The 23,383-nt window shown below is 39.7% G+C and carries 21 protein-coding genes; 14 read left to right on the forward strand and 7 right to left on the reverse strand.

All coding sequences use genetic code 11. The features are described from left to right. Positions 1-6: 6 nt before the first annotated feature. Together RZ44_RS01750 and RZ44_RS01755 are read left to right on the forward strand one after the other, a co-directional pair. On the forward strand, positions 7-216 hold the full coding sequence (locus tag RZ44_RS01750) for a hypothetical protein (RefSeq protein WP_035807796.1): 210 nt from the start codon (positions 7-9) through the stop codon (positions 214-216). 9 nt (positions 217-225) lie between these two features. After that, positions 226-2,397 carry a glycosyltransferase family 2 protein gene (locus RZ44_RS01755; RefSeq protein WP_171816103.1) on the forward strand — a complete coding sequence of 724 codons (2,172 nt, stop codon included), beginning with the start codon at positions 226-228 and terminating at the stop codon, positions 2,395-2,397. A 20-nt stretch (positions 2,398-2,417) separates the two neighbouring features. On the opposite strand, the gene RZ44_RS01760 is transcribed toward RZ44_RS01755, so the two are convergent. Genes RZ44_RS01760 through RZ44_RS01770 form a run of 3 tightly spaced genes read right to left on the reverse strand, consistent with a single transcriptional unit; the run spans position 2,418 to position 4,742 of the window. Beyond that, the gene (locus RZ44_RS01760) at positions 2,418-2,891 is read right to left on the reverse strand and encodes a GNAT family N-acetyltransferase (protein ID WP_231856238.1); all 474 of its coding nucleotides are present in this window, start codon (positions 2,889-2,891) and stop codon (positions 2,418-2,420) included. Further along, complete coding sequence (locus tag RZ44_RS01765; protein WP_035807812.1) at positions 2,852-3,325, reverse strand: DUF2538 family protein; 474 nt, start codon at positions 3,323-3,325, stop codon at positions 2,852-2,854. Before RZ44_RS01765 ends, RZ44_RS01760 begins: the two co-directional genes overlap by 40 nt. Positions 3,326-3,335: 10 nt before the next feature. Continuing rightward, positions 3,336-4,742 (reverse strand): LCP family protein, encoded by a 1,407-nt coding sequence (locus tag RZ44_RS01770; RefSeq protein WP_035807815.1) that lies wholly within the window; start codon positions 4,740-4,742, stop codon positions 3,336-3,338. Positions 4,743-4,850: 108 nt separating this feature from the next. Between RZ44_RS01770 and RZ44_RS01775 the strand changes: the two genes are divergently transcribed. The 3 genes from RZ44_RS01775 to RZ44_RS01785 all read left to right on the forward strand — a co-directional run bounded on the left by RZ44_RS01775 (position 4,851) and on the right by RZ44_RS01785 (position 10,043). Next, positions 4,851-6,014, forward strand: coding sequence for a glycosyltransferase family 4 protein (locus RZ44_RS01775; RefSeq protein ID WP_035807817.1), 1,164 nt, complete (start codon positions 4,851-4,853; stop codon positions 6,012-6,014). Positions 6,015-6,094: 80 nt separating this feature from the next. Next, complete coding sequence (locus RZ44_RS01780) at positions 6,095-7,285, forward strand: glycosyltransferase family 4 protein (protein ID WP_035807819.1); 1,191 nt, start codon at positions 6,095-6,097, stop codon at positions 7,283-7,285. A 100-nt stretch (positions 7,286-7,385) separates the two neighbouring features. Beyond that, positions 7,386-10,043: a CDP-glycerol glycerophosphotransferase family protein gene (locus RZ44_RS01785; protein ID WP_035807821.1), complete on the forward strand. Its 2,658-nt coding sequence runs from the start codon at positions 7,386-7,388 to the stop codon at positions 10,041-10,043. Between the two features lie 28 nt (positions 10,044-10,071). On the opposite strand, the gene RZ44_RS01790 is transcribed toward RZ44_RS01785, so the two are convergent. Continuing rightward, positions 10,072-11,223 (reverse strand): CDP-glycerol glycerophosphotransferase family protein, encoded by a 1,152-nt coding sequence (locus tag RZ44_RS01790; RefSeq protein WP_035807823.1) that lies wholly within the window; start codon positions 11,221-11,223, stop codon positions 10,072-10,074. Then, positions 11,216-11,611, reverse strand: a complete 396-nt coding sequence (gene tagD, locus RZ44_RS01795) for a glycerol-3-phosphate cytidylyltransferase (protein WP_035807825.1) — start codon at positions 11,609-11,611, stop codon at positions 11,216-11,218. The genes RZ44_RS01790 and tagD overlap by 8 nt, the downstream gene beginning before the upstream one ends. A gap of 95 nt (positions 11,612-11,706) precedes the next feature. Between tagD and RZ44_RS01800 the strand changes: the two genes are divergently transcribed. The 3 genes from RZ44_RS01800 to tagH are packed head-to-tail and all read left to right on the forward strand — an operon-like array spanning position 11,707 to position 15,132. Further along, on the forward strand, positions 11,707-12,900 hold the full coding sequence (locus tag RZ44_RS01800; protein WP_035807828.1) for a CDP-glycerol glycerophosphotransferase family protein: 1,194 nt from the start codon (positions 11,707-11,709) through the stop codon (positions 12,898-12,900). A gap of 36 nt (positions 12,901-12,936) precedes the next feature. Beyond that, positions 12,937-13,758: an ABC transporter permease gene (locus tag RZ44_RS01805; protein WP_035807830.1), complete on the forward strand. Its 822-nt coding sequence runs from the start codon at positions 12,937-12,939 to the stop codon at positions 13,756-13,758. Between the two features lie 12 nt (positions 13,759-13,770). Then, a complete protein-coding gene (gene tagH, locus RZ44_RS11500; protein WP_035807834.1) occupies positions 13,771-15,132 on the forward strand; it encodes a teichoic acids export ABC transporter ATP-binding subunit TagH in 1,362 nt (453 codons plus the stop codon). A gap of 27 nt (positions 15,133-15,159) precedes the next feature. On the opposite strand, the gene RZ44_RS01815 is transcribed toward tagH, so the two are convergent. Then, positions 15,160-15,870, reverse strand: coding sequence for a glycerophosphodiester phosphodiesterase (locus RZ44_RS01815; protein WP_052108730.1), 711 nt, complete (start codon positions 15,868-15,870; stop codon positions 15,160-15,162). A 96-nt stretch (positions 15,871-15,966) separates the two neighbouring features. Here RZ44_RS01815 and RZ44_RS01820 point away from each other — a divergent pair, with 96 nt between their 5' ends. From RZ44_RS01820 to RZ44_RS01840, 5 genes are all read left to right on the forward strand, one after another. Next, a complete protein-coding gene (locus tag RZ44_RS01820) occupies positions 15,967-16,764 on the forward strand; it encodes a WecB/TagA/CpsF family glycosyltransferase (RefSeq protein WP_231856239.1) in 798 nt (265 codons plus the stop codon). 42 nt (positions 16,765-16,806) lie between these two features. Next, positions 16,807-18,279 (forward strand): polysaccharide deacetylase family protein, encoded by a 1,473-nt coding sequence (locus RZ44_RS10970; RefSeq protein WP_052108731.1) that lies wholly within the window; start codon positions 16,807-16,809, stop codon positions 18,277-18,279. An 85-nt stretch (positions 18,280-18,364) separates the two neighbouring features. Continuing rightward, positions 18,365-20,146: an SLC13 family permease gene (locus tag RZ44_RS01830; protein WP_035807837.1), complete on the forward strand. Its 1,782-nt coding sequence runs from the start codon at positions 18,365-18,367 to the stop codon at positions 20,144-20,146. 97 nt (positions 20,147-20,243) lie between these two features. Beyond that, the gene (locus RZ44_RS01835; protein ID WP_035807840.1) at positions 20,244-20,915 is read left to right on the forward strand and encodes a hypothetical protein; all 672 of its coding nucleotides are present in this window, start codon (positions 20,244-20,246) and stop codon (positions 20,913-20,915) included. Between the two features lie 104 nt (positions 20,916-21,019). Then, complete coding sequence (locus tag RZ44_RS01840; protein ID WP_035807843.1) at positions 21,020-21,532, forward strand: type 1 glutamine amidotransferase domain-containing protein; 513 nt, start codon at positions 21,020-21,022, stop codon at positions 21,530-21,532. A gap of 47 nt (positions 21,533-21,579) precedes the next feature. On the opposite strand, the gene RZ44_RS01845 is transcribed toward RZ44_RS01840, so the two are convergent. Next, on the reverse strand, positions 21,580-22,308 hold the full coding sequence (locus RZ44_RS01845; RefSeq protein WP_035807845.1) for an immunoglobulin-like domain-containing protein: 729 nt from the start codon (positions 22,306-22,308) through the stop codon (positions 21,580-21,582). Between the two features lie 94 nt (positions 22,309-22,402). Here RZ44_RS01845 and RZ44_RS01850 point away from each other — a divergent pair, with 94 nt between their 5' ends. Continuing rightward, positions 22,403-23,365, forward strand: a complete 963-nt coding sequence (locus RZ44_RS01850; RefSeq protein WP_035807848.1) for a calcium/sodium antiporter — start codon at positions 22,403-22,405, stop codon at positions 23,363-23,365. The last annotated feature ends 18 nt before the right edge of the window (positions 23,366-23,383 follow it).

The following is a 23,383-nucleotide window of genomic DNA, read 5'->3' on the forward strand; positions in this document are numbered from 1 at the left end:
TATATAATGAATAAATTAACTTATGAAGAATTAAAAGAAATAGCGTTGGAGTCCTTGGAAAAAGAAGAACGGGCGTTAAACGAACTGAAAAATATAGACAGACAAATATCAGTTTTAAAAAATGAGAACGACAGATTAAACAGACAGATAAAAAAATATCAAAGTTTTCTGCCTATCAAAGTAGGTTTGAAGATGAAAAAGTTTGTCAGAAAGTAGTGTATGAGTATGTCTAATTTAAAAATTAGAGAGCGTCTAAAAGAAATAAATAAAATTAAAAACTCAGTACTTTCCGATGAAAAAGTTCAAGAGGAAACACCACTTTTCCCTGCCGGTAATTTGAAATGCGGAATAAGTGTTATTATTCCGGTTCATCAGGGAGAGACTTTTATAGAAGGCCTTGTTGATTCATTAAAGAAACAGACACTGGAAACAGGTTTATTTGAAGTGGTATTTGTTTTTAACGGAGATTATGAAAAGAGTGAAGCAGTACTTGAAAAGCTTCAGATACCGTTTAATCATAAAGTTCTTTATTCTGAACAGGGTGTCGGTATTGCCCGTAATCTCGGTATTAACAATGCGCAGTATTCTTATATAACTTTTCTCGACGTCGATGATACTTTATCTGAGGAATATTTAAAAAATTCACTTTCAGAAGCTGAACCCTACACAATTCTGCTGAATCAGCTGCATGAAATCGTTGAAACGAGAGATGATCACGGCAATAACGTGATAAACAAAGAACTGCTCAGACTTAATCAGTATCCGAACAGTTACTTTGAAGTAGGGAAAAATCTGTCATTGAACGGTGCAAAGATTGTTCCGACAAGTTTTTTACTGAATACCCAATTTAACGAAGCACTGAATAACGGGGAAGATGTCGTTCTTTACGCCGCATTAATCACTGAATTTAAACCAATTGTTAAAATAAATCAGCAGTCTGCTGTGTATTACAGATATAAAGGTCAGGGGACATTATCCCGTGCAAAGGTATCGTTCCAGTTTAATGTTCTGGACAGAATTAATGTGATTGATGCACTGCAGGACCTGTTGAAATATGAAGATGATCTCGATGTAAGAAATCTGATTATAGACAGAATGCGTTCACAGGCGCTGTTTATTAATAAGTATCTGGTGCTGAATATGGATGACTACGGCAGAGTAACAGATTTGATTAAGTACAAGCAGGATGAATTTTATCCGTATCAGCAGGTCAATAAAGATCTGGCTAAAACGTTATATATCAGCTACTGTTTTCCGCCGTTTGTTGATACCAGCGGTGTTGTAATGGCAAAACGTATCAATCAGGGGAAACAGCCTGTCGATGTCGTGTTTAATGATATGACCGACGTAAGGGGCATGGATCCTTCTCTTGAAGTCATTGCCAACCCTTATATTGATGATAAGTATATGATTAATACTGCATCGTCGTTTTCAAATGCGGGCTACATTCAGTCATTTGTAGACAAAGTGAAAAAACGTGTTGAAATGCAGAAGTATGATGAGATCTACAGCCGTGCGCTCTGGCCGGGATCACATATGGCAGCATTTGAATTTAAAATGGACGACAGCAGCCTGAAATGGACAGCTGAATTTTCAGATCCAATTTTATATGATATTAAAAATGAGGCACGTAAAGCCGGATATTTTACTGTGAAAGAAGTTAAACGACTGAAGAAAAAAGTGCCGAAAAATTTTGAGGAATATATTAATACAAACCTGTTTAATATGTGTGAAGTACTGCCTTTTATCTTCGCGGATGAGATAGTGTTTACAAATATTAACCAGCAGGAAGTAATGCTCGAGCGCTTCAGTGATGAGTTTAAAAACATGGTGTATAAGAAATCTGTTATTTCAAAACATCCGTCACTTGATAAATATTATTATGATATAGACAAACATTACGTTTCGCTGAACCAGAATGAATTTAATATCGGTTACTTTGGCAACTTTTATGAAACGAGAAGTGCCATTGATATTATTAATATTGCCAAAAAGATTAAAGAACATAACATTAAGGCAAGATTGTATATCTTTACAAATGATACGTCAAAAGTCAGAAGTCAGGTCATCACCCAGGATGTTTCTGAAATCGTTCAGGTTAATACATACTTGAAATATTTCGAATTTCTTAACGCATCAAAAGAGTTCGACTGTCTGATTTTAAGTGACGCAAATACGAAAGATTATATGAAAAAGAATCCATACCTCGCATCAAAATACAGTGACTATGTGTCATCCGGCACGAAAATCTGGTCGCTTTATGAAGATGGCAGTGTGCTCAGCGAAATAGTTAAAAATGACGGCAATAATGTTTTCGGAAGTAAGCTCGGAAATGTTGAAGAAATTGAAAAAACATTATTTGAACTTGTTAAAATGAATAAAAAAATTGAGCCCTGATTAATCAGGGCTCAATTTTTTTATAGTTCTTTTTCCATGTATTTATGTGGGATACCTGCATCATCAAACTCATCCGATACTACATGGTAACCGAGCTTTTCGTAAAATTTAAGTGCATGAACCTGTGCACCGAGTTTCGTACGTTTAAAACCGTTATCTTCAGCATGAATGTGTACGAAGTTCATCAGCGCCTGTCCAAGGTGGAGGCCTCGTGCAATCTTTCTGACAGCCATACGTTCAATTTTTGCAGTACCGTCACCAATATCACGGTATCTTACTGTACCGAGCGGACGATCATCGAGAGTCAGAAGAATGTTTACCGACTCTTTCTCATACTCATCCAGTTCGATTTCGATCGGCACATTCTGTTCATCGACGAATACTTCTTTTCTGATTTCAAGACATTGATTGTAGTTCCTTTTATCATCTGTAATTTTCAGTTCCATGTCATCACCTACATCGCATTTTTTCTTCGTATAATCGTGTACTGCCAAAAGACTTTAAGCTGCTCTATATTCCAGTAATCCATCCCGAGTGACAGAGCAGGGCGAGTATTAAACTTAATGTTGCTTGCTTCAGCCGCAGCAAGTGCAATGTACTGCATGTGCGGCCGGAGCTTCTTAAATTCATCGGAAAGTTTCCCATTATGATTAATCCAGTCAAGCGGGAAAATATGATCGAAAATATTTACCACTTCATAAATTTCAGGAATGGCAGTAATATAACACGCTGCATCGACAGACGGATTATTTTCAGACTCTGAAAAATAGCTTCTCAGGGATAGATATAATTCCTTATGCTCATGATTCAAATAAAAGTACTCATTTTCAATTTTTGGCTGATTGCTGTTTTTAATCAGTTCTTCGAGATTATCCATCATCTCATGAATATTTGTTACTTTGTCATATGATTTTCTCAAAACAGCCACCTCGCTTTAATTAATAATAATAATCGTTATTTACTGAATCGCTGCTGCCTTCATAGTACTCATCCTGATTGCCGGTACCGTCATCATAGTAACTGTCTTCGGAATTATTCGTACCGTCGTCGTAATAACCGTCCTGTTGATTGTTTGTTCCATCATTGTAATTATCTGTGCCATTATTGTTGTAGTTATTCTGCTGTGTCTGTTCTTCTGTATTTTCACTTTCCTGCGACTGGCTGCCGGGATCGTATTCACCGTCAGTAGTGTCTTCAAGGTCTCCTTCACCTTCGATATCGGATTCTTCGTAATTAAACTCTTCAGTTTCAAAACCGTCGCCGTACGAGCTTTCATAATCGTCTTCGGCATAGTAAGGAATCATTTCAGGTCTGTGTTCAGTAAGCATATAGTCGTCCATATACTCGTAAGGAACGAGATAATCACCCAATCTCAGCTGCAGCAGGTCGTACGGTTCAGAAGGCTCAATTTCCAAAATGGAGCGTATTGTATTCGACAGGACATAGAGATGTTCGTCATCGGCTCTGTAGAAATATGCACCGTTGCTCTGGTGCCAGTAATCGGTACCGCGAAGCTGGGTAGAATCAAATGATATATCGTTAAACGCGTAATATGATGCCAGCTGACGGATATCTTTGGCTGTAAAGTTATGTCTTGTATTATCAGCAACGACTTTAATTAAGTCGTCAATTTTACTTAGGCCGCCGGAAGACTTAACTTTATTTAATACTGCCTCAACGAGTTCCATCTGTCTGTTTCCGCGTCCAAGGTCAGAGTCGACACGTCTGCTTCGTACTACAGCCAGTGCTTCTTCACCGTTCAGTTCCTGAACACCCTGTTCAAGAATAATTCTGCTTGTGTCGAACTGATCCGGTTCATTCATGTCAAACGGTACATCGAATTCGATGCCGCCGACAGAATCCACTATATCAACCACTCCGGCCATGTTAATGCGAACGTAGTAGTCAACAGGTACGTTAAGCAGAGATTCAACAGCTTTCATTGAAGCAGACGGACCGCCGTACATGTGTGCATGGTTAATTTTATCAAAGTATCCTTCTGTTTCGATGTATGAAAGTGTATCTCTCGGAATGTTAACGAGCTTAACATCGTCATCATTCTTATCAAAAGTAGCAAGTATCATGCTGTCGGTACGGAAATCATCACCTCCGAGATTTTCTTTTTCCGCACGTGATTTATTTTCGTCTGTTCCGAGAATCAGTACAGTGAAACTGTCATCCACTGTGGCATCTTCTTTACGCAGATCGGAACGTTCCCGGTCAGCCGGTTCGTATGAACTGCTCACGCCCTCATCGAATGTATTATACAGGTTGTAAATATAAATACCGGCACCGATTAAAATCAGTACGAGGACAACGACAATTGTCCATATTATTTTCTTCATCAATGTTATAGACCCATTTCTTGTTTAGATTTTAAAATGCATTAACTTCTATTATAATGTTTATAAGACATAATTTAAAACAATATATTAAAATATAGAGGGTTGCAAATGAAAAAGGTAACGATGTTCGTATGGAATAACTTTATTAATGATGCAAGAGTACTGAGAGAAGCATCGGCCCTGGCAGATTCAGGATATACAGTAACGATAATTGCAAAAAAAGAACTGACAGAGATGAGTCTTCCTGCAGCTGAAAAAATCAGGGAAGGTGTTTTTGTAAACAGACCTTTAAAACTGGAGCTTCCAGACAAAGTAACAGGACGTATGAAATCATCTGTTCTCACCAAGCACATACCAAATATGCTGCTGATGTTCAAAATGATTATGCTCGGCAGGAAATATGAGACGGACATTTACCACGCTCATGACTTAAACACCTTAATTCAGGGCATTGCGAGTGCAAAACTCCGTCTGAACAGAAAGAAATTGATTTACGATTCCCATGAAGTACAGACGAGCCGTACGCATTACAGTTTTGATAAGATTTATAAAATAGAGAAGTTTTTACTCAATTTTACAGATGCGGTAATTGTAGAAAACAGAACAAGAGCAGAATATCACAGGGATTTATATAAAGAGCTCCCGGCAGCTGTACATAATTACTCGGAACTGTACGACATTGAAAAAGTAGAAACTTTCCCTTTAAGAACAGTATATAAGATTCCCGATGATAAAAAGATTGTTCTGTATCAGGGCGGCATGCAGGACGGCAGAGGACTGTTTAAGCTGCTTAAGGCATTTAAGGAAGTGGACAATGCCGTATTATTTATGATCGGCGACGGCAAGGAAAGGCAAAATCTGATTAATTATCATCAGGAACTCTCACTGGGAGACAAAGTGATATTTATCGAACGTGTTCCATACAAAGACTTGCGAAGGTATACGAAAGCGGCAGATATCGGTATTCAGTTTTTAGAGAATACAAACTTCAATCATTACTCCGCGTCGAGCAATAAACTGTTTGAATATATTATGGCACACGTACCGGTTATCGGTTCGAGACTGCCTGAAATAGAAAGAGTAATCGAAGAGGAAAGTGTAGGTCTGACTGTGAAAGAAGGCAATGTTGAAGAACTGACAGCAGCACTTCAAAAAATGATCAGCGATGATAAGCTGAGAATGGAATTTAAAGACAATACTAAATCAGCAAAAGAGAAGTATAACTGGGAACAGGAAAAAGGTATTATCACAGATTTATACGGAAGACTTTAATTTTCATTGCCTGAACAACTTTGATATAATTAACAAGTATTTTGAAATGTACCCAATTATAAAGTAAGTTAAGGTGACTTATGAAAATATTATTAATCACACAAAATTTCTATCCGGAAATCGGTTCCGGTGCGAACAGGTTAAAAAACTTATATATCCAGCTGTCAAAAAATCATGATGTGGAAGTGCTGACGACTGCACCATCTTATCCAAATGCAAAAATGTATGAGGAAGACAAGTACTGGAGCACAGAGCAGATCAATGATTCAAAGGATATTATGAGACTGAAAATGAGAATGGATAAGCAGAGTAAATCCATGGTTTCCCGCCTCTTATATTATTTTGAACTTGCTTTTAAAGTGCGTGTCTATGTTAAGAAATATCAGCATTTGTATGATGCTGTTTATGTAACGACGCCAAATATATTTCTGCCGTGGGCTGCATTTTTCCAGAAGAGGAAAAAAGGCGTGAAGCGAATCCTGGAAGTACGTGACCTATGGCCGGACAGCGTTCGTGATGTGGAAAAGATGAATATCGATTTATTCTTTCCCGTCTTGAAATTCATGGAAAAAATGCTGTATAAACAATCGGATAAAATAGTCATCAACAACGAAGGGTTTAGAAAGTACATAAACCGTATGATTAGAAATAAACCGGTGTTATTTCTGCCGAATGCTTTTACTGAAAAAGAAACAAGGTTCGAAGCTGCCCCAGAAGAGTTCAGAGTCATTTATACCGGTAATATCGGTTTTGCACAAAGCTATGAAAAGCTTCAGGAAATGGCTCATAAACTGGAAGACAGCAAAATTAACTTTAAAATTATCGGTTACGGTATGAATGCCCACTTATTCCAGTCATATATCGAGTACAACGACTTTGAATATGTGACGTTTGAAGAAGAAAAAACCCGTGAAGAATGTCTTGCTGAAATACGCAATTCAAATATCCAGCTGTCCATTTTGAAAGACAGTGAGGTTTTCCTGAATGTGCTGCCCGGAAAAGTAATCGACGGCATTGCATCGGGGGTACCTGTCGTGACGAATCTCGGCGGCTATACCAGTGAGCTGATAAATGAATATGACGTCGGCTATGCTAAAGAAAAGGCAACTGCTGACGAACTGGCGGAAGCTATATTGAAAATCAAAAGCAGCAGCGAGCTGGAAACAACATTAAGAAACAACGCAAAACAGCTGCTTAAATCACATTTTCTGTGGGAAGAAAATATTGGGAAGCTGGAAAGTTTCATCTTTGATAAAGAGTTTAAACGGTAATATTACTGTTTGAACTCTTTTATTAATGTTAAGTAAAGATAATTTAATGTAAAATGAATTTACTGAGTATATACTAAAATCTTTCTTAGGGGTTAAAACAATGAATTCAATTATTAATACATTAAAAACTGTAATACCTCGCAGCATGAGAGAGCGTTTAATAAGGAAGGTGACATTACAGGACATCAGTCTTCATGAAAACTATGCAGAAATTAATTTGTCACTGAAAAACTTTTATAATTTTAATCTTACAGATAAAATGATCATCACTTTATCAAATGGTGAATATATAGAAACACTCGGATTTACTGTGGATAAAAATATGCTGTCTATTCAGCTGACTGACAGTGTGTTGAAAAATACGACGGGAAATTCATCGATTAAAATATCTGTCGACGGCAAAAATATGATTATCGATTCGGATGCAGGTATTGAAAGTCAGACATCATTTTTCAAAGAAGGAAAATACTATAATATACTGGTTAACGGTACGCTGGTACTTGAACATCTGCTGGCAGAGTATACATTTAATCCGTCGCATATTCAGGCAGAAAGTATGCGCGTTGCGTATGAAAATCTGACAGTGGTATTCCCGGAAAATCAGAATATGGAACATTGCAGTCTGGCATTGCTGTATCCTAATAAAATAGTTGAACTGCCGAATGAGGATAAAGGCACAGCCGTAACTGCTGATGATTTCAGTAATGTCACAATGGGACGTGCAACACTTTATATCGTCAGGGGTTATGAGATGACACCGGTTAAACTGGACATTCATGAAGCTGACTTAACGACTCAAAATCATAAACTGCAGTTTATGAATGAAGATGATGAGCTGGTTGTATTTATTGAAAATCATGAAATGGAAATACTGACGGCCGATGCTGCTGTGTCAGAAGAAGAGGGAAGCATACGTATAACAATGTCGTATGATGCACCTTTAAAAATTAAATATCTTGTCGTTTCAGATACTGTTTCAGGCGAAGAAGAAGAATATCCGGTTAAATATGTAGTGCAGGGTGAATTTACAGCAGATATACTTGTCAGTACGCTGGTTAATAATTTCACACGGAAGAAGTTCAAGCTGATTACGCTGTCAGATGAACCGATTACACTGCAGCCGAATGTAAATTATCCGGAAACTCTTGGTTTCGGCGAACGCCGTGTAATCACCCACTGCAATCAGAATATTAAACTCTGGTTTTACAAGAGAAGAGATAAAGCGCTCGGTTTTAAAGTGACGCGTCCGAGAATGAAGAGACAGGTCATCTGGATTGAAAGCTTTAATTTTGAAGGGTTTATTGAAGGTCAGGAAAACTTTACCGACTGTGATACTTACATGATATTTGAAGACCGCTACAGTAAAGAAAGCATTTTTCTTCCGATTGAACAGGAATTTAATATCGATTTAACGGAACTCGATTTAAAATCCATAAAGAGTAAGGACAAAACGATACTGGATGTATTTGTTGCGATGATCCGTAGTGACGGTGAGGTAGTACGAAAAGAAAAGATTAAGTATAAGTTTTCCGACTATAAGAAGGATAACTATTACGGCAGACATTCGGAGTATGATGATGAAGGCAATGCCCACTATCACTTAATTACGACAACACCTTTTGACAACCTTAAAATAGAAACTTTTGCAATTCCTGAAGAAGTGGTTATACCGGAAGAAACAAAAGATAAAGATTTTAATACATGGCTCGTGGGAGAACGCTATGATACTGCTCAGGATAATGGTTATGCGTTCTATAAATACCTGCGTGAAAATACGGATGTCAATGCATATTATGCAATTGAAGGCAGTGCGCCTGATTATGAAAAGATAAAATCGGATCCTCATGTGCTTGAGTTCGGATCGAAAGAACATTTTGAAATATCATTTAAAGCCGGTGTGCTTTTAGGTACCCACGACCTTGAAAATCTGCTGCCGTATAAACCGGCCCGTGGATTTTTCAACTATGAGGATACGGTAAAAGTATTTCTGCAGCACGGTGTTCTTGGACGTAAAAGAGTGGAGTACCATAAGAAATATTACGACCTGCCGTTTGATCTGTTTATTGTCAGCAGTGAACCGGAGAAATACAATGTAGTCATGAAGAAACTGGGTTATGAAGAGGAGAACGTTGCAATAACTGGACTGGCACGATTTGATTCGCTGCCCCGCGGCAACAAAACGAAAGATATTTTACTGATGCCGACCTGGCGTGACTGGATTAATACAGACGAGGCATTTATGACAAGTAAGTACTTCCATAATTATAACGGCCTGATTCATAACGAACGGCTGATTAAAATATTGGAAGATAATGATGTTCAGCTGAATTTTTATCCTCACTACAGAGCACAGTCGTACTTTAACGATGAAATTCTGAACCCGAGCAGCAATATTAATTTTATTCAGCTGGGAACAAAAACCGTGCAGGAGCTGTTGATTGACCACTCACTGCTTATTACGGATTACTCGAGCGTGAGCTTTGATTTCACACTTATGAATAAACCTGTAATATATTATCACTTTGACGTGAGAAAGTTCTTCAGACAGGGGAAACTCCGCCCGCTGTTCCAGACGTTTATCGGTGAAATTGCCCGCACAGAGGATGATCTGATTGATTTAATCGAACAGCAGATTAAATTGAATTTCCAATCGGAACAACCCGATATTTCCGGGATATTCAAATATCAGGATCATCATAACTCAAAACGTATATACGACAGTGTAATTGATAAGATCAGTCATTCTGAAGAAGAGTAAAAAGCCTTCCGGGTCACCGGAAGGTTTTTTACGTTCTGTATATTTTTTTAACCAGTTGTGATGATGAATGACCGTTTGAATACTTATTCCACTGATTGTTAAATGCTTCTATTTTCTGCATATCAAAACTGCTGTTTTTAACCGCGTCAATAATTTCATTTGTATCGAATGCAACAGGTCCCGGCATATAGGACTGGTAGTTGAACCAGAGCCCCCGGGATTCGGAATAGTCATTTAGATCATACGGATAAAAAATCATCGGTTTCTTTAATATTGAAAACTCAAATGGAATCGATGAATAATCCGTAATCAGTATATCTGCAGCAGCAAGAAGCGAGTTAATATTAAAGCCGTGAGATACGTCTGTAACGAATAAATCGTTCGTGAATCCTGACAGTTTAACTGCCGGGTGAAGTTTTAACAGCAGATGATATTCATCTGACAGTTCTTTTTTCATTTGTGTGATGTCGAGTTGAATATTTTTAACATCGAACTCATCGTCTCTGAAAGTCGGTGCATAGAGCAGAACCTTTTTATTTTTCAGCTCCGGCAGAGATTTATAAATACTGTCTGCGGCAGCGGTAACCTGTTCTTTATCATAGAAGAAATCTGTTCGTGGTACTCCTGATTTAATTATGCGTTCAGGGCCGGCTCCAAATGCTTCGTTAAAAATATATGCCATTTCATTTGAACTGACGACGATGTAACGGAAACGGCTGTATACTTCTCTGAAGCGTTTATGTGCACTGTTTGGACGTTTTTTGATTGTCTTATCTCTGCAGCCGAAATATTTTACCGCGCCGTTGGCATGCCACAGCTGAGTACATTTAACCGCACGGCGGAAATTACAGGCAGCCAGTACGACATGATAGTTATCGACAAAAATATATCTGGCAGTAGCGAGATGATATACTCCCTGTATAAAAGCCGTGATATTTTTCGGTGTGAAATTCAAAACACTGTCCGCACGGGTATCGTCAAATTTCTTTATGCACCGGGGTTCTTTCAGAATAATAATTTTTGAGGCTGTCTGCTGTTTCACTTCGGCAGCCACATACTCAATGTTGTCTCCGAACGATGCAAGCATAACAGTTTTCTTTTGCAGCGGCATCACTTTAAAAATATTGAAAAAGATCCGGAGTACAGTCAGATAAAGAAAGATAAGACCTTCTTTAATCATTTTTCTGTTTCAGCTCATCTTTGATTTTAGTCGTTGATATTCCGCTTGTTCTCGGCAGGTAAACGACTTCGCAATGCTCTTTCAGGAAATCGAACTCTCCTTCCCAGTCATTTCCCATAACAAAAGTATCTATACCGTATTTTTGAACATCTTTTACTTTCTGATCCCAGTCATTCTCACCAATTACTTCATCTACGTATTTAATAGCTTCTAGAATCTGTTTACGTTCCTCGAATGAATGATATGCTTCTTTGTGCTTTAAAGTATTGAACTCATCAGTTGATACCGCAACAATTAAATAGTCCCCCAAACCTTTCGCACGTCGCAGAATATTAATGTGACCTGTGTGAAGCAGATCGAATGTGCCGTAAGTAATTACTTTTTTCATGATAATTTGCCCCCGTTAAAGCATTATTATAGTATTTTGTAGTATTATGAATTATAGCATAAGATAATTATGAAAACTTTGCAGGTGTGGTGGATATGAAAAAAATTAAAAAATTAGCATTAAAATTATATAAAATATCATTCTGGCTGTGCGGCAAGTCTTTTAACAAAGACCATTCGCTGATTGTCTTTGAGAGCTTTCTCGGCAAACAGTTCAGCGATAACCCGAGGGCACTGTACGAATACATGTCGATACATTATCCGGAATACAGATTTTTATGGAGCGTGGACAAACGTTATGCCGATGTATTTGAACGGTACGATATTCCGCATATTAAACGATTCTCGCTCAGCTGGATGATTTATATGAACAAGGCAACATTATGGGTGTCAAACAGCAGACTGCCGCTGTGGATACCAAAACCAAAAGGAACGACTTATTTACAGACGTGGCACGGCACGCCTCTGAAGAAACTTGCTGTGGATATGGAAGAAGTGCACATGCCGGGAACGGATACGGAGCGCTACAAGAGAAACTTTACGCGTGAATCGGCGAAATGGGACTTTTTAATCTCACCGAATGAATATTCAACGGAAATATTTAAAAGAGCGTTTAAGTTTGAAGATAAAATGCTTGAGACCGGTTATCCGCGCAATGACTTCTTATTTACGAACAGCGATGACGAAGCAATTAGTAATCTGAAGAAAGATCTCGGACTGCCTGAGGACAAAAAGGTGATTTTATACGCACCGACATGGCGTGATGACTCATACCATGCGAAGGGCAGATATAAGTTTAATCTGGAATTTGATATGAAAAAAATGTACGAAACGCTTTCTGATGAATATATCATTATATTGAGGCTGCATTATCTTGTAAGTGAAAATCTGGATATCAGTAAATATGAAGGGTTTATTTACGATTATTCCAAGTACGAAGAAATCAGGGATTTATATGTAATTTCGGATATGCTGATTACCGATTATTCGTCGGTCTTCTTTGATTATGCGAATCTCGAACGCCCGATGATTTTCTACGTCTATGATATTGATAATTACCGCGATAAACTCAGAGGTTTTTACTTTGACTTTGAGAAGAAAGCCCCGGGCCCGCTAGTTACTACGACTGATGACCTGCTCGCGGCAATCGGGGAAACGGAAACTGAAGACTTTAACGAAATATACAATACAGCGGAATTCCGCAGCAGATTCGGTGCACTTGAAGACGGCAAGGCATCGCAGCGCGTAGCAGATGAAGTTATTTGTTATTTAAGAAACAAAATTGTATAATTCACCATTGATGAAAATTGAGGTTGTGAGTAACTAATGAAATCCATGTGGAAAGTATTGCAGGAACAGATTGCACACTTTTATTTAGTAAGGCGTCTGTCGCTCTATGATATGAAAAGTAAAAACCAGAATAACTATTTAGGAATTGTCTGGGAAGTGCTGACGCCGGTAATCAGTATTCTAATATACTGGTTCGTATTCGGTACGCTGCGTTCCCGTGCACCGATTCAAATGGATGGTATGGAAGTGCCGTTCTTCTTCTGGCTGTTTATAGGATTTGTCGTCTGGACATTTTTCTTCCAGGCAAGTATTGAAGCATCGAAGTCCATTTATACAAGACTGAAGATGCTTGCAAAAATGAACTTCCCATTAAGCGTCATACCGAACATACCGATATTCTCAAAGTTTTATACACATCTGATTATGCTGACGATTGCATTTATTGTATTTCAGCTGGCGGGGTATTACGTCAGTATTTACTTTATTCAGATTCCGTATTTCATCTTTGCAACGTATGTATTGATACTGGCGTTTGGACTGATTACATCGACACTGTCGACACTGGTTCGGGATGTGCACCTGGTGCTTAATTCATTTCTGCGTATGGGGCTTTATTTATCAGGTGTGCTGTGGCCGCTGTCCATGCTTGCGGATTTCCCGAAACTGATGATTGTTATGCAGTTGAATCCGCTGGTATATTTAATTGAAGGGTACCGTGCTGCATTTTTCGGTACTGAATGGTTCCTCGTTACAGAATGGAAGTACTCCTTATATTTCTGGGGACTGATGCTCGTTATGCTGTTTATCGGTTCGGTGCTGCATATTAAATTCAGACGTAATTTTATCGATTACTTATAATGGGGTTTAAAAATGACTAAAGCTATTATTACTAAAAATGTCGTAAAAAAATACAGGCTGTATGAAAACCAGAAAGAGCGCATGATGGACCTGATCAGTCCGAAAGAATACGGTGATGATTTTTATGCGCTGAACGGTGTGAACTTCGAAGCGGATAAAGGTGATGTTGTCGGTTTTATCGGCATTAACGGTTCCGGGAAATCCACACTGTCTAACATTATTGCAGGAATCGTGCCGGAAACGAGCGGTGAAGTTCAGGTGAACGGACAGCCGGCACTGATTGCTGTCGCTGCCGGTTTAAACGATGATCTGACAGGCCGTGACAATATCGAACTGAAATGTTTAATGCTCGGTTTTTCAAAAGAAGAGATAAAAGCGCTTGAACCTGAAATTATCGAATTTGCAGAACTTGAAAACTTTATCGACCAGCCGGTGAAATCTTATTCAAGCGGAATGAAATCGAGACTCGGCTTCGCCATCAGCGTTAAAGTCGATCCGGATATACTGATTATCGATGAGGCGCTGTCGGTTGGGGACAGGGCATTTGCGGATAAAAGTCTAAAGAAAATGCTCGAGTTTAAAGATCAGGGGAAGACGATGATATTTGTCAGTCATTCCATCGGCCAGATGAAAACATTCTGCGATAAAATTCTCTGGCTTGAATTCGGCAGAGTCAAAGCGTTCGGAGAAGTTAAAGATGTGCTGCCGCTGTACGAAGCATTTCTTCTGAAGTGGCAGAATATGCGTAAAGAAGAAAGAGAGTTATACAGAACAAAAATAATGTCGAAAGATCCGAGTGAAAATAAATATAAAAAGCTCGGTGACTTAATGGTACTGGATGATGAGGAGGAACTTGATGCTTCTCACACTTATTCAGTGCGTCAGGTCAGCAGACTGGCGCATTTAAAAGCTTATACGACGTTTATCTATTCTTCGCCGAATGTGGAAGAAGATAAACAGGATGCACAGCATTTAAAAAACAAAGTGTATTATGTTAAACGGGAAGCAACATACCAGTTTGAAAATTATTATCTCCTGAGTACGAAACCGAGCGGTGAAGAAGGTGTCATCGGCTGGATCAGGGGGATTGAAACATCTTCGCATGTTCATACACTGGTGGACAATGACAAAAAAACATTTTATTTAAAAGGCCGCGGTTACGCATCGACAGAACCGTGGGGCGGAAAGCGCCAGTATATTCATGAATCACTGGAACATCACGGCGGACTGTTATTTAATGTGGATGAAACGATACTGGTCGGAAATAATATCTGGTACAGAGGTATTATCGAAGGTGAAAGAGAAGCTGCATGGATACACAGTAACAACGTAATCAGTGAGATTGAAGAATTGAATGACAGTGAAACAAATTAAGAGGTGCACGGGCACCTCTTTATTTGTTTAATATAATGTTTCAAGTGACGTGAAGACGCCGTCTGCACCAAGTTTAATCAAGCGGTCTTTTTCCTTTTGGTTTTTAACAGTATAAGGGTATACTTTTAAACCGTATTTATGACATTCTTCGATAAAGGCCGCATCGGTAATTTTTTTAAACGGATGAACGCTGACGGCATTCAGTCCGGTCATACTGACATATCTGCCGGCATTAATCATCGGATAATGCATTAGGAATCCAAGTTTAATATCAGGATTACATTTGGAAATTTTAAGCAGAGCAGTATGGTCAAATGATGACACGATAATATTATCGAGATTATGATGCTGTGCTGCGAGTGCTGCGACTTTAGGTTCTATGCCCTTATGGGCAACCGGTGAATTCTTAATTTCAATATTGATAATAATGTCTTCAGGTATAAATTGAAGTATATTTTCTAGCGATGGTATTTTTGCTCCTGCAAATTGTTTATCAAAGTAACTGCCTACATCGATCTTTTGAAGTTCATCAAATGTATATTGGTTGACTGCGAGCTTCGCATCTTTGTTATAGCGCTTCAGTTTATAGTCATGGACGACTACAGGGACATCGTCTTTTGTCAGCTGTACATCGAGTTCAATCGCACGGGCACCATGTTCCAGTGCTGTTTTAAATGCAGCTTCAGTGTTTTCCGGCGCGATGGACTCCGCTCCGCGGTGTGCAAATACGAGAACCATAAATTTCACTCCAATTTTCATTAGACTTTAATATTTCTAGTGTAACATCTAAGAGTAAATAAATTATTAAGATTATGTAAGAAAGGGAGGATTAACGTGACGGTAAAATATAATAAAGTTAAATTGATGGATATCGATTTTATAAATATATCCAGATATTCGTTTCTTAAAAAAATAATCTATCCGTCGATTGAGCAGGAAAAAAAATGTTTTATCGTCACAGCCAACCCCGAAGTTGTTATTGCAACGAGGGACGATCCCGACTTTAAAGTGACAGTTCAAAGTGCTGATTATGTACTCGCCGACGGTATAGGCGTCGTTAATGCATCCCGCCTGATAAATGACCCGATTAAGGAACGTGTTACAGGTGTGGATCTTATGTACGATCTGCTGAAGTATGCGTCGGATAATAAGAAGCGCGTTTTTTTCCTCGGTGCGAGCGAAGAAGTGAATATTAAAGTGATAGACATCGTTAAAAGAGATTATCCGGGAGTTGTAATTGCCGGTCGTAAAAACGGTTATTTTAACAAATATAATGATAAGATTGCAGATTCTGTTGCGGCAACAAAACCGGACATTATTTTTGTCGCTCTTGGAGCAAAACGCCAGGAAGGCTGGATTCATCATTATATGGACAAGTTTGAGAAAGGGATTTTTATCGGTATAGGCGGAAGTTTTGATGTGCTGAGCGGACATGTTAAACGTGCACCGAAAATATGGATTAAAATGCAGCTGGAATGGCTGTACCGTTTAATTAAAGAGCCGCACCGATTGAGAAGGGATTTAAAAGTATTTGAATTTATGCTGCTCCATGTGCCCGTCATTAAAACGGTAATGAAGTGGCTTGGGTTTTCCAAGACGAAACCGAGATCAACCCGGGACGGCATACGTTAGCAGAAAGATATAAATTGAATATCCGGACAGGAGTTATTTTTAATGCTTAAACGAATACTATTGACAGGCGCTTTACTGATATCGGTTTTTGCAGTATCGGCATGCGGCGGGGCAGGTGAGAACGCCCCGCACGGGGCTGAAGAAGCGAAAAGTATGCTGACTTCAGGTAAGTACGAGAAGAAAGAACAAAGCGGGAAAACGACTGCAGAACAGTCGATTGCTGCGGCAGACGGCATGAATATCATCTCATATACAGCAGAAAATGATGAGAAATCCGTCGCCATGTATTACCCGGAATTTCAGCTGAAAAATGTAGATGAACAGCTGGACGAATATAAAGCGGCAAAACTTAATATATTTAATGAGCTGATCAGGTCGGAAGATGTTTCAAAAAAATTTGTGCCTCAGCTTAATATGACATTTGATGCAAACATGCTCGCTGAAAATATATATGCACTGCAGTTTGTAATCGATACATATATTTCAGAAGATAAGACATTTTCAGAAACCGAAATCGTCATGGTGAACGCCGGAACCGACAGTGTCTTAACCGGTGAATCGCTGTTTTCAGATAATCTGAACAGCCGTGACCACTTATATAATACACTGCTCGGGAGCATGAAGTCCGACGGGGGCATTGCACCTTATCTCAATGAAGAGAAGCTCGGCAGATGGGTATTTGATGAATCAAACGATTTCAGTAATGTGCGTTTTTCAGATAATGTGCTTGAATTTACATTTGAACAGGGTGAAATTGCGTCCAGGGCAGCAGGGAGTCCCGTTGTCTCATTACAAATGTCCGAGTTGCTGAAAGCCATGCCTGAGAGTATTACCCGGCTGATTGACGGGGAATATATTGAACGGGATGAACCGGCTTTGAAAGAACGGGGAAAAGAACCGGAGCCGTCTGCATATAAAGTGAGGAAACTCGATGAAAGTACCAAAATGGCGGCATTAACATTTGATGACGGGCCGGATAATGTACTCACACCGCAGGTACTGTCTCTCCTTGACAGGTACGATGCGAAAGCGACCTTCTTCCTCCTCGGAACGAAAGTGAACCTGTTCCCGGCTATCGTGGAGGAAACGGTTAAGAGTGGTCATGAGGTTGGAAATCATACATGGAGTCACAAAGATTTAACGACGATTTCATTTAATGAAATCACGGAAGAAATTGTCCGGACGAATGAAGTTATCGGTAAGTCTTCAGGTGCAAAACCTGCGGTATACAGGGCACCGTTTGGGGCAAATACAGAAGCGGTTGACCAGTTTGTACCGATGACTGAAGTAGATTGGGACATCGATACGGAAGACTGGCTGACGCATGATCCTGTTCAGATTAATGAAATGGTCAGAAATAATATCAGTGACGGAGATATTATACTGATGCACGATGTGCATGAAATGACAGTGCAGTCACTCGCCGATATGCTGGATTATTTAACAGATGAAGGTTATCAGCTTGTGACAGTATCTGAAATTTTACACTATAAAGAAGATATCAGGACAGAGTAATCTGTCCTGTTTTTATATGGAATAACAGTCTTTTATGGTAAAATATTTTTAAGATTCAGAACACCATTGCAGCGGGGGAGATTGAATGACCGGAGAAATGATTTTTGTCGCAGTCATCATCGTATTAATGTTAATAGGTTTATCATTTGAGGTTATTCGTGCTGATTTTTTAATATTTCTTGTCCTGGTCATATTTTTAATTACCGGAGTGATAAGCAGCAGCCAGGCGTTAAGCGGATTTTCGAATGAGGGGATGCTGACGGTGCTGCTGCTGTTCATCGTAGCGGGTGCGATTCAAAAGCACGGTATTATTGAACTCGCAGTATATAAACTGCTCGGGAAATCGAGGAGTGTCAAATCCAGTATGCTTAAAGTACTGCTGCCGGTCGGATTGTCTTCAGGATTTCTGAACAATACACCGATTGTCGTTGCATTGACACCGATTATTAGGGATTGGGCGATTGACAATGGTTACAGTCCTTCGAAGTTTTTAATTCCTTTATCCTATATTACAATACTCGGTGGAACAATTACTATGATTGGAACATCGACGATACTTGTTGTCCACGGTCTCTTAATCAGTGAGAACCTCGACGGATTTTCTTTCTTTACGCTGGCAGTTGTCGGTGTACCGATTACTATGGCCGGATTGTTATATCTGCTTACCATCGGGTATAAGCTGCTGCCGGAACATCTTGGTGCAAAAGATCAGATCAGTACGGAAACAAAAGAGTTTCTGGCGGAGGCAATTATTGAAGAAAACTTCGAGTATGAAGGTCAGACGGTTACAGAGCTTGGGCAAAATGTGCTTGACGGTATATACATTATCGAAATTATTAGAAATAAAAGCAGAGTATACCCGGTTACAGGGCATACAAAAGTTATCAGCGGAGATCATATAATTTTTTCAGGCTCGCTGAATACAATCGGAAAAATTCAGAAATTCAAAGGTGTTACGATTAAGACGGGCACCGAGCTGACGCTGGATGACGTGGTTAATGAAGGCAGCACTCTCATTGAAACAGTTGTCTCACATAACTCGTCACTGTTGAATAAATCACTGAAACAGACAGATTTTAAAGCAAGGTATAATGCCGGTGTTATTGCAATTCATCGTAACAACCAGCGGATTAAAAGCAGGGTCGGGGATATCGTTTTAAAAACAGGGGATACACTTCTCCTGCTTGCAGATAATGAGTTTATCAACAGGAATAAATACTCGGCAGACTTTTATCTCGTTACCGATGTTGCACCGCCTGAAAACCTGAACCAGGATATGCGTAAAGGCTGGGTTGGTTTAATTGCACTGATTTCTATGATTTTGGCCGTGACAATTGGTTTCGTGACGATGCTGGAAGCGATGCTCATACTCGTAGTACTCTTAATTGCTTTTAAATTTATCACACCAATTGAGATAAAAAAATTCATCCAGTTTGATGTTATTCTGCTGATTGCCAGCGCCTTTGCAGTCGGAGCAGCAATGACAGAGTCGGGACTGGCACAATATATAGCGGGCGGACTGGTATCACTCGCCACACCGCTTGGCATACTCGGTGTAGTTGTCATTATTTATATAGTAACGAACATATTTACAGAAATTATTACGAACAGTGCAGCCGCAGTACTGATGTTTCCAATTGCGCTTGAGGTGTCTGAAGTGATGGGAATTAATTATATGGGGCTGATTGTTACTGTTGCAGTCGCAGCATCGGCAAGCTTTATGACACCAATCGGGTATCAGACCAATCTGATCGTCTATGGCCCGGGCGGTTATAAGTTCAGCGACTATATTAAAGTTGGTGCACCGCTGTCACTCCTGACGATGACAATTGCCTCATCTGTTATTTATTTTGTCTGGTTTGTCTGACAAAAAGTACGGCGGAAGAATATATTTCAACAAGGTTACAACTGTGTTACAATACTTTATGAACGAAATGAAAAGACATTGTTTGTGAGGTCCTAACTTGAGACAAATACTATTATCGATATTTGTATTATTTCTAATCGGATGTAATCAGAACGATAAATTTTCAAAAGCTGAAGATTTATCGGCAGTAGTTAAAACACATTTCACTGCAAGTAACCTGGTTATATCGACATCAGGAAATACTGCAAATATAATATCGAATACTACAGCCGGGAACGGCAATTACGATACTGAAAACCTAATGAAAAATCATATGAGTAACGAGGACAGTAAATTACTGGAGCCTCTGCTCGGACAAATTGATGAGACTCATAACGACATTTCAACTGTCTGGGACAACGAATTTATTCCGCTTTACAATGCATATCAGTATAATAATCTGGAAGTGGATTATGCAGCGGACGAAATTACGAACCTGAATGAAAGTTACGGGGAGCTTCAAAAAGAGGTCGAGGGTATTTCCATACCGGAAGATCTGCCGTTGAATGAACAGATGCGCATACAGGAAATTAAGGACGATCTGCTTCTTGCAATTTCTAACCGGACGCTCGCGGTAATTGAATTTAAATCAATGCTCGGCAGCGATGATATGACACATCAGGCATTTATGGATATTCATATTAACAACAGCGACCGGTATTTGAACGAAGTAAAGATAGTGAATTCCGAGCTCGCACTTAAAAATGAAGATCTGGTTACGGCAAAATAAGAAGACTGTTCAGCACCGCATTGCGGTGCTCTTTTTTATGTTTAGTTCCGGAGAGAATCGGGAAAAAGACGGATTAGAATGAAACTTACAGGAGGAATTAATTTATGGCAAAAAAAGTAGCTGTTATTATGACGGACTTGGCAGAAGATATAGAGTACACAAGCCCGAAAGAAGCAATCGAAGAAGCAGGTCATGAAACGGTGCTCATTTCACCGGACGGATCTGCAGTTGAAGGTAAAAAGGGCGGTAAATTCGAAGCGGAAAAAGCTATCGGAGACGTTACACCTGCCGACTACGATGCTTTATTAATTCCCGGAGGATTTTCACCGGACATTTTACGCGGTGATAAAGAAGACCGTTTCGGTAACTTTGCGAAACACTTCCTCGAAGAAGACAAGCCGGTATTTGCAATTTGTCACGGTCCTCAGCTTCTTGTAGACACAGGGCTGTTAAAAGACAGAAAAATTACGAGTGTAAAAAATGTTAAGAATGATTTAATCAATGCGGGAGCGAAATGGGAAGACAGCGCGCTGGCAGTTTGCAGTAATCTCGCAACGAGCCGTACACCTGCCGATTTAGATCAGTTTAATGCTGAAATTAAAAGACAGTTAGGTTAAATAAAAAAGGCTGCAGCGGAATTCGCTGCAGCCTGTTCATTTACATTTTACTGTACAGTTACCGTTCTGGCATCTGCAGCCGGATCACCAAAGCTGTCAAATACAGCATAGGCAATCGTGTATTCACCGGGAGTCTCGGTATCAACTTCACCGGAAATATAAAGCAGGTTGCTTATATCGGTACCGTCAATATCGAGTACGCGGACGCCGTCTTTAGGATCAAACGATTCGCCTGTTGTAATTGTTAAGTCTCCGGTGCCGCTAAAGACGACAGAGTTATTCGATTCTTCAGCTGATGGTGTATCCTGGTCTGAGCCACTCTCGCCGAGCTGTGCGGCAGTAGGAGGAATAAGCGGTACCGGATCACTGTCTCTGTCCGAGACAGTAACCTGGCGAACGTGTTCATAATACCCACCGCGGTTATTTTCAACACGGTAAGTGATACTGTAAGTTCCGGGTCTGTCCGTATTCACACTGTTGCTGGTTACTTCTATATTATCGGTTATATTTCCATCCTGGTTATCCAGCGCATAAACACCGGCCAGAGGATTAAAATCACTTCCGGTTTTAACATTGATATTGCTGACCCCTTTAATAGCAGGAATGTTGCCGCTGTGACTTTCGACTTCCTGTTTCATAGTCGGGCCGCTGTAATTTTCATAAGCCTCATCCGGTCCGTCTGACACAGGTTCGATGTCTGTATTGACAAAATCACCGACTATCGGAGCAACGGGCAGGGCGCCAATCATAAATTTTATGAGCGTATTTGCTTTCATTTAATTACACCTCTGGGTTCACAATACTTTTTTTTATTTTATCATACTATTTACCGGGTGACCAAGAATAGTAGGGAGCAGGGAGAGAAGAATATTGACTTATATATTATTAATTTTCGGCTTTGTCCTGCTGATAAAAGGAGCGGACTATTTTGTCGACGGGGCATCGGCAATAGCGGGGAAGCTGCATGTTTCACCGCTGATTGTCGGATTGACCATCGTTTCGCTTGGCACGAGTGCTCCGGAAGCAGTCGTCAGTATTATTGCCGCACTGGAAAATAACGGTGATATGGTAATAGGAAATGTCGTCGGGAGCAACATTATAAATATTTCCCTGATGCTCGGTGTAACTATATTAATATCACCGATACTGGTTGAACGGGAAACACGTACGAGGGAAATTCCATTTGCACTTGCAGCTGCGGTATTATTATTACTGCTGATGTCCGATCGGTTTCTGCTGTCTGCAAATACAAGTATTATAGGGCGGATTGACGGGATAATTCTCTTGACCGGTATTGTATTATTTCTGTACTATATTTTTGTTAAAGCACGGAGATCGAGAGCAGCAACATTTGATAATGAAGCGAGAAAATCAGGGAATGATTCGGGCTGGTTTAAAAATATTGTATTGTTTGTAATCGGTCTCTCCGGTATTATATTCGGGGGTGATATGGTTGTAGACAGTGCTTCAGCCATCGCTCTGTCGCTTGGAATGAGCCAGGCGCTTGTCGGTCTGACGATTGTTGCCATTGGAACATCGCTGCCTGAGTTAACAACTTCGATATCTGCTGCCAGAAAAGGTGAAGCGGAAATGGCTTTTGGCAATCTGATCGGGAGTAATATATTCAACATATTATTTGTACTTGGTATCTCAGCTGTAATCAGCCCGCTGAGTGTCAGTGATTCACTCTTCACAGACGCCTGGGTACTGATCGCAGTATCACTGGTGCTGCTTATAATTGCACTGTGGAAAAATAAACTGTCACGAAGTGGCGGCATATTGCTGGTTGTATTATATGCGGTTTATTTTATATATATAATTATAAGGGGATAAATTCTCTTGTATATACAA

It is taken from the genome of Jeotgalicoccus saudimassiliensis (genome assembly GCF_000756715.1).
Taxonomy (GTDB): Bacteria; Bacillota; Bacilli; order Staphylococcales; family Salinicoccaceae; genus Jeotgalicoccus; species Jeotgalicoccus saudimassiliensis.

Excerpts from the sequence above, each read along its gene's own strand:
- RZ44_RS01750 (WP_035807796.1), top strand. The coding sequence starts at position 7 with ATGAATAAATTAACTTATGAAGAATTAAAAGAAATAGCGTTGGAGTCC.
- RZ44_RS01755 (WP_171816103.1), top strand. The coding sequence starts at position 226 with ATGTCTAATTTAAAAATTAGAGAGCGTCTAAAAGAAATAAATAAAATT.
- RZ44_RS01770 (WP_035807815.1), bottom strand. The coding sequence starts at position 4,742 with ATGAAGAAAATAATATGGACAATTGTCGTTGTCCTCGTACTGATTTTA.
- RZ44_RS01775 (WP_035807817.1), top strand. The coding sequence starts at position 4,851 with ATGAAAAAGGTAACGATGTTCGTATGGAATAACTTTATTAATGATGCA.
- RZ44_RS01780 (WP_035807819.1), top strand. The coding sequence starts at position 6,095 with ATGAAAATATTATTAATCACACAAAATTTCTATCCGGAAATCGGTTCC.
- RZ44_RS01785 (WP_035807821.1), top strand. The coding sequence starts at position 7,386 with ATGAATTCAATTATTAATACATTAAAAACTGTAATACCTCGCAGCATG.
- RZ44_RS01790 (WP_035807823.1), bottom strand. The coding sequence starts at position 11,223 with ATGATTAAAGAAGGTCTTATCTTTCTTTATCTGACTGTACTCCGGATC.
- tagD (WP_035807825.1), bottom strand. The coding sequence starts at position 11,611 with ATGAAAAAAGTAATTACTTACGGCACATTCGATCTGCTTCACACAGGT.
- RZ44_RS01800 (WP_035807828.1), top strand. The coding sequence starts at position 11,707 with ATGAAAAAAATTAAAAAATTAGCATTAAAATTATATAAAATATCATTC.
- RZ44_RS01805 (WP_035807830.1), top strand. The coding sequence starts at position 12,937 with ATGAAATCCATGTGGAAAGTATTGCAGGAACAGATTGCACACTTTTAT.
- tagH (WP_035807834.1), top strand. The coding sequence starts at position 13,771 with ATGACTAAAGCTATTATTACTAAAAATGTCGTAAAAAAATACAGGCTG.
- RZ44_RS01815 (WP_052108730.1), bottom strand. The coding sequence starts at position 15,870 with ATGGTTCTCGTATTTGCACACCGCGGAGCGGAGTCCATCGCGCCGGAA.
- RZ44_RS10970 (WP_052108731.1), top strand. The coding sequence starts at position 16,807 with ATGCTTAAACGAATACTATTGACAGGCGCTTTACTGATATCGGTTTTT.
- RZ44_RS01830 (WP_035807837.1), top strand. The coding sequence starts at position 18,365 with ATGACCGGAGAAATGATTTTTGTCGCAGTCATCATCGTATTAATGTTA.
- RZ44_RS01840 (WP_035807843.1), top strand. The coding sequence starts at position 21,020 with ATGGCAAAAAAAGTAGCTGTTATTATGACGGACTTGGCAGAAGATATA.
- RZ44_RS01845 (WP_035807845.1), bottom strand. The coding sequence starts at position 22,308 with ATGAAAGCAAATACGCTCATAAAATTTATGATTGGCGCCCTGCCCGTT.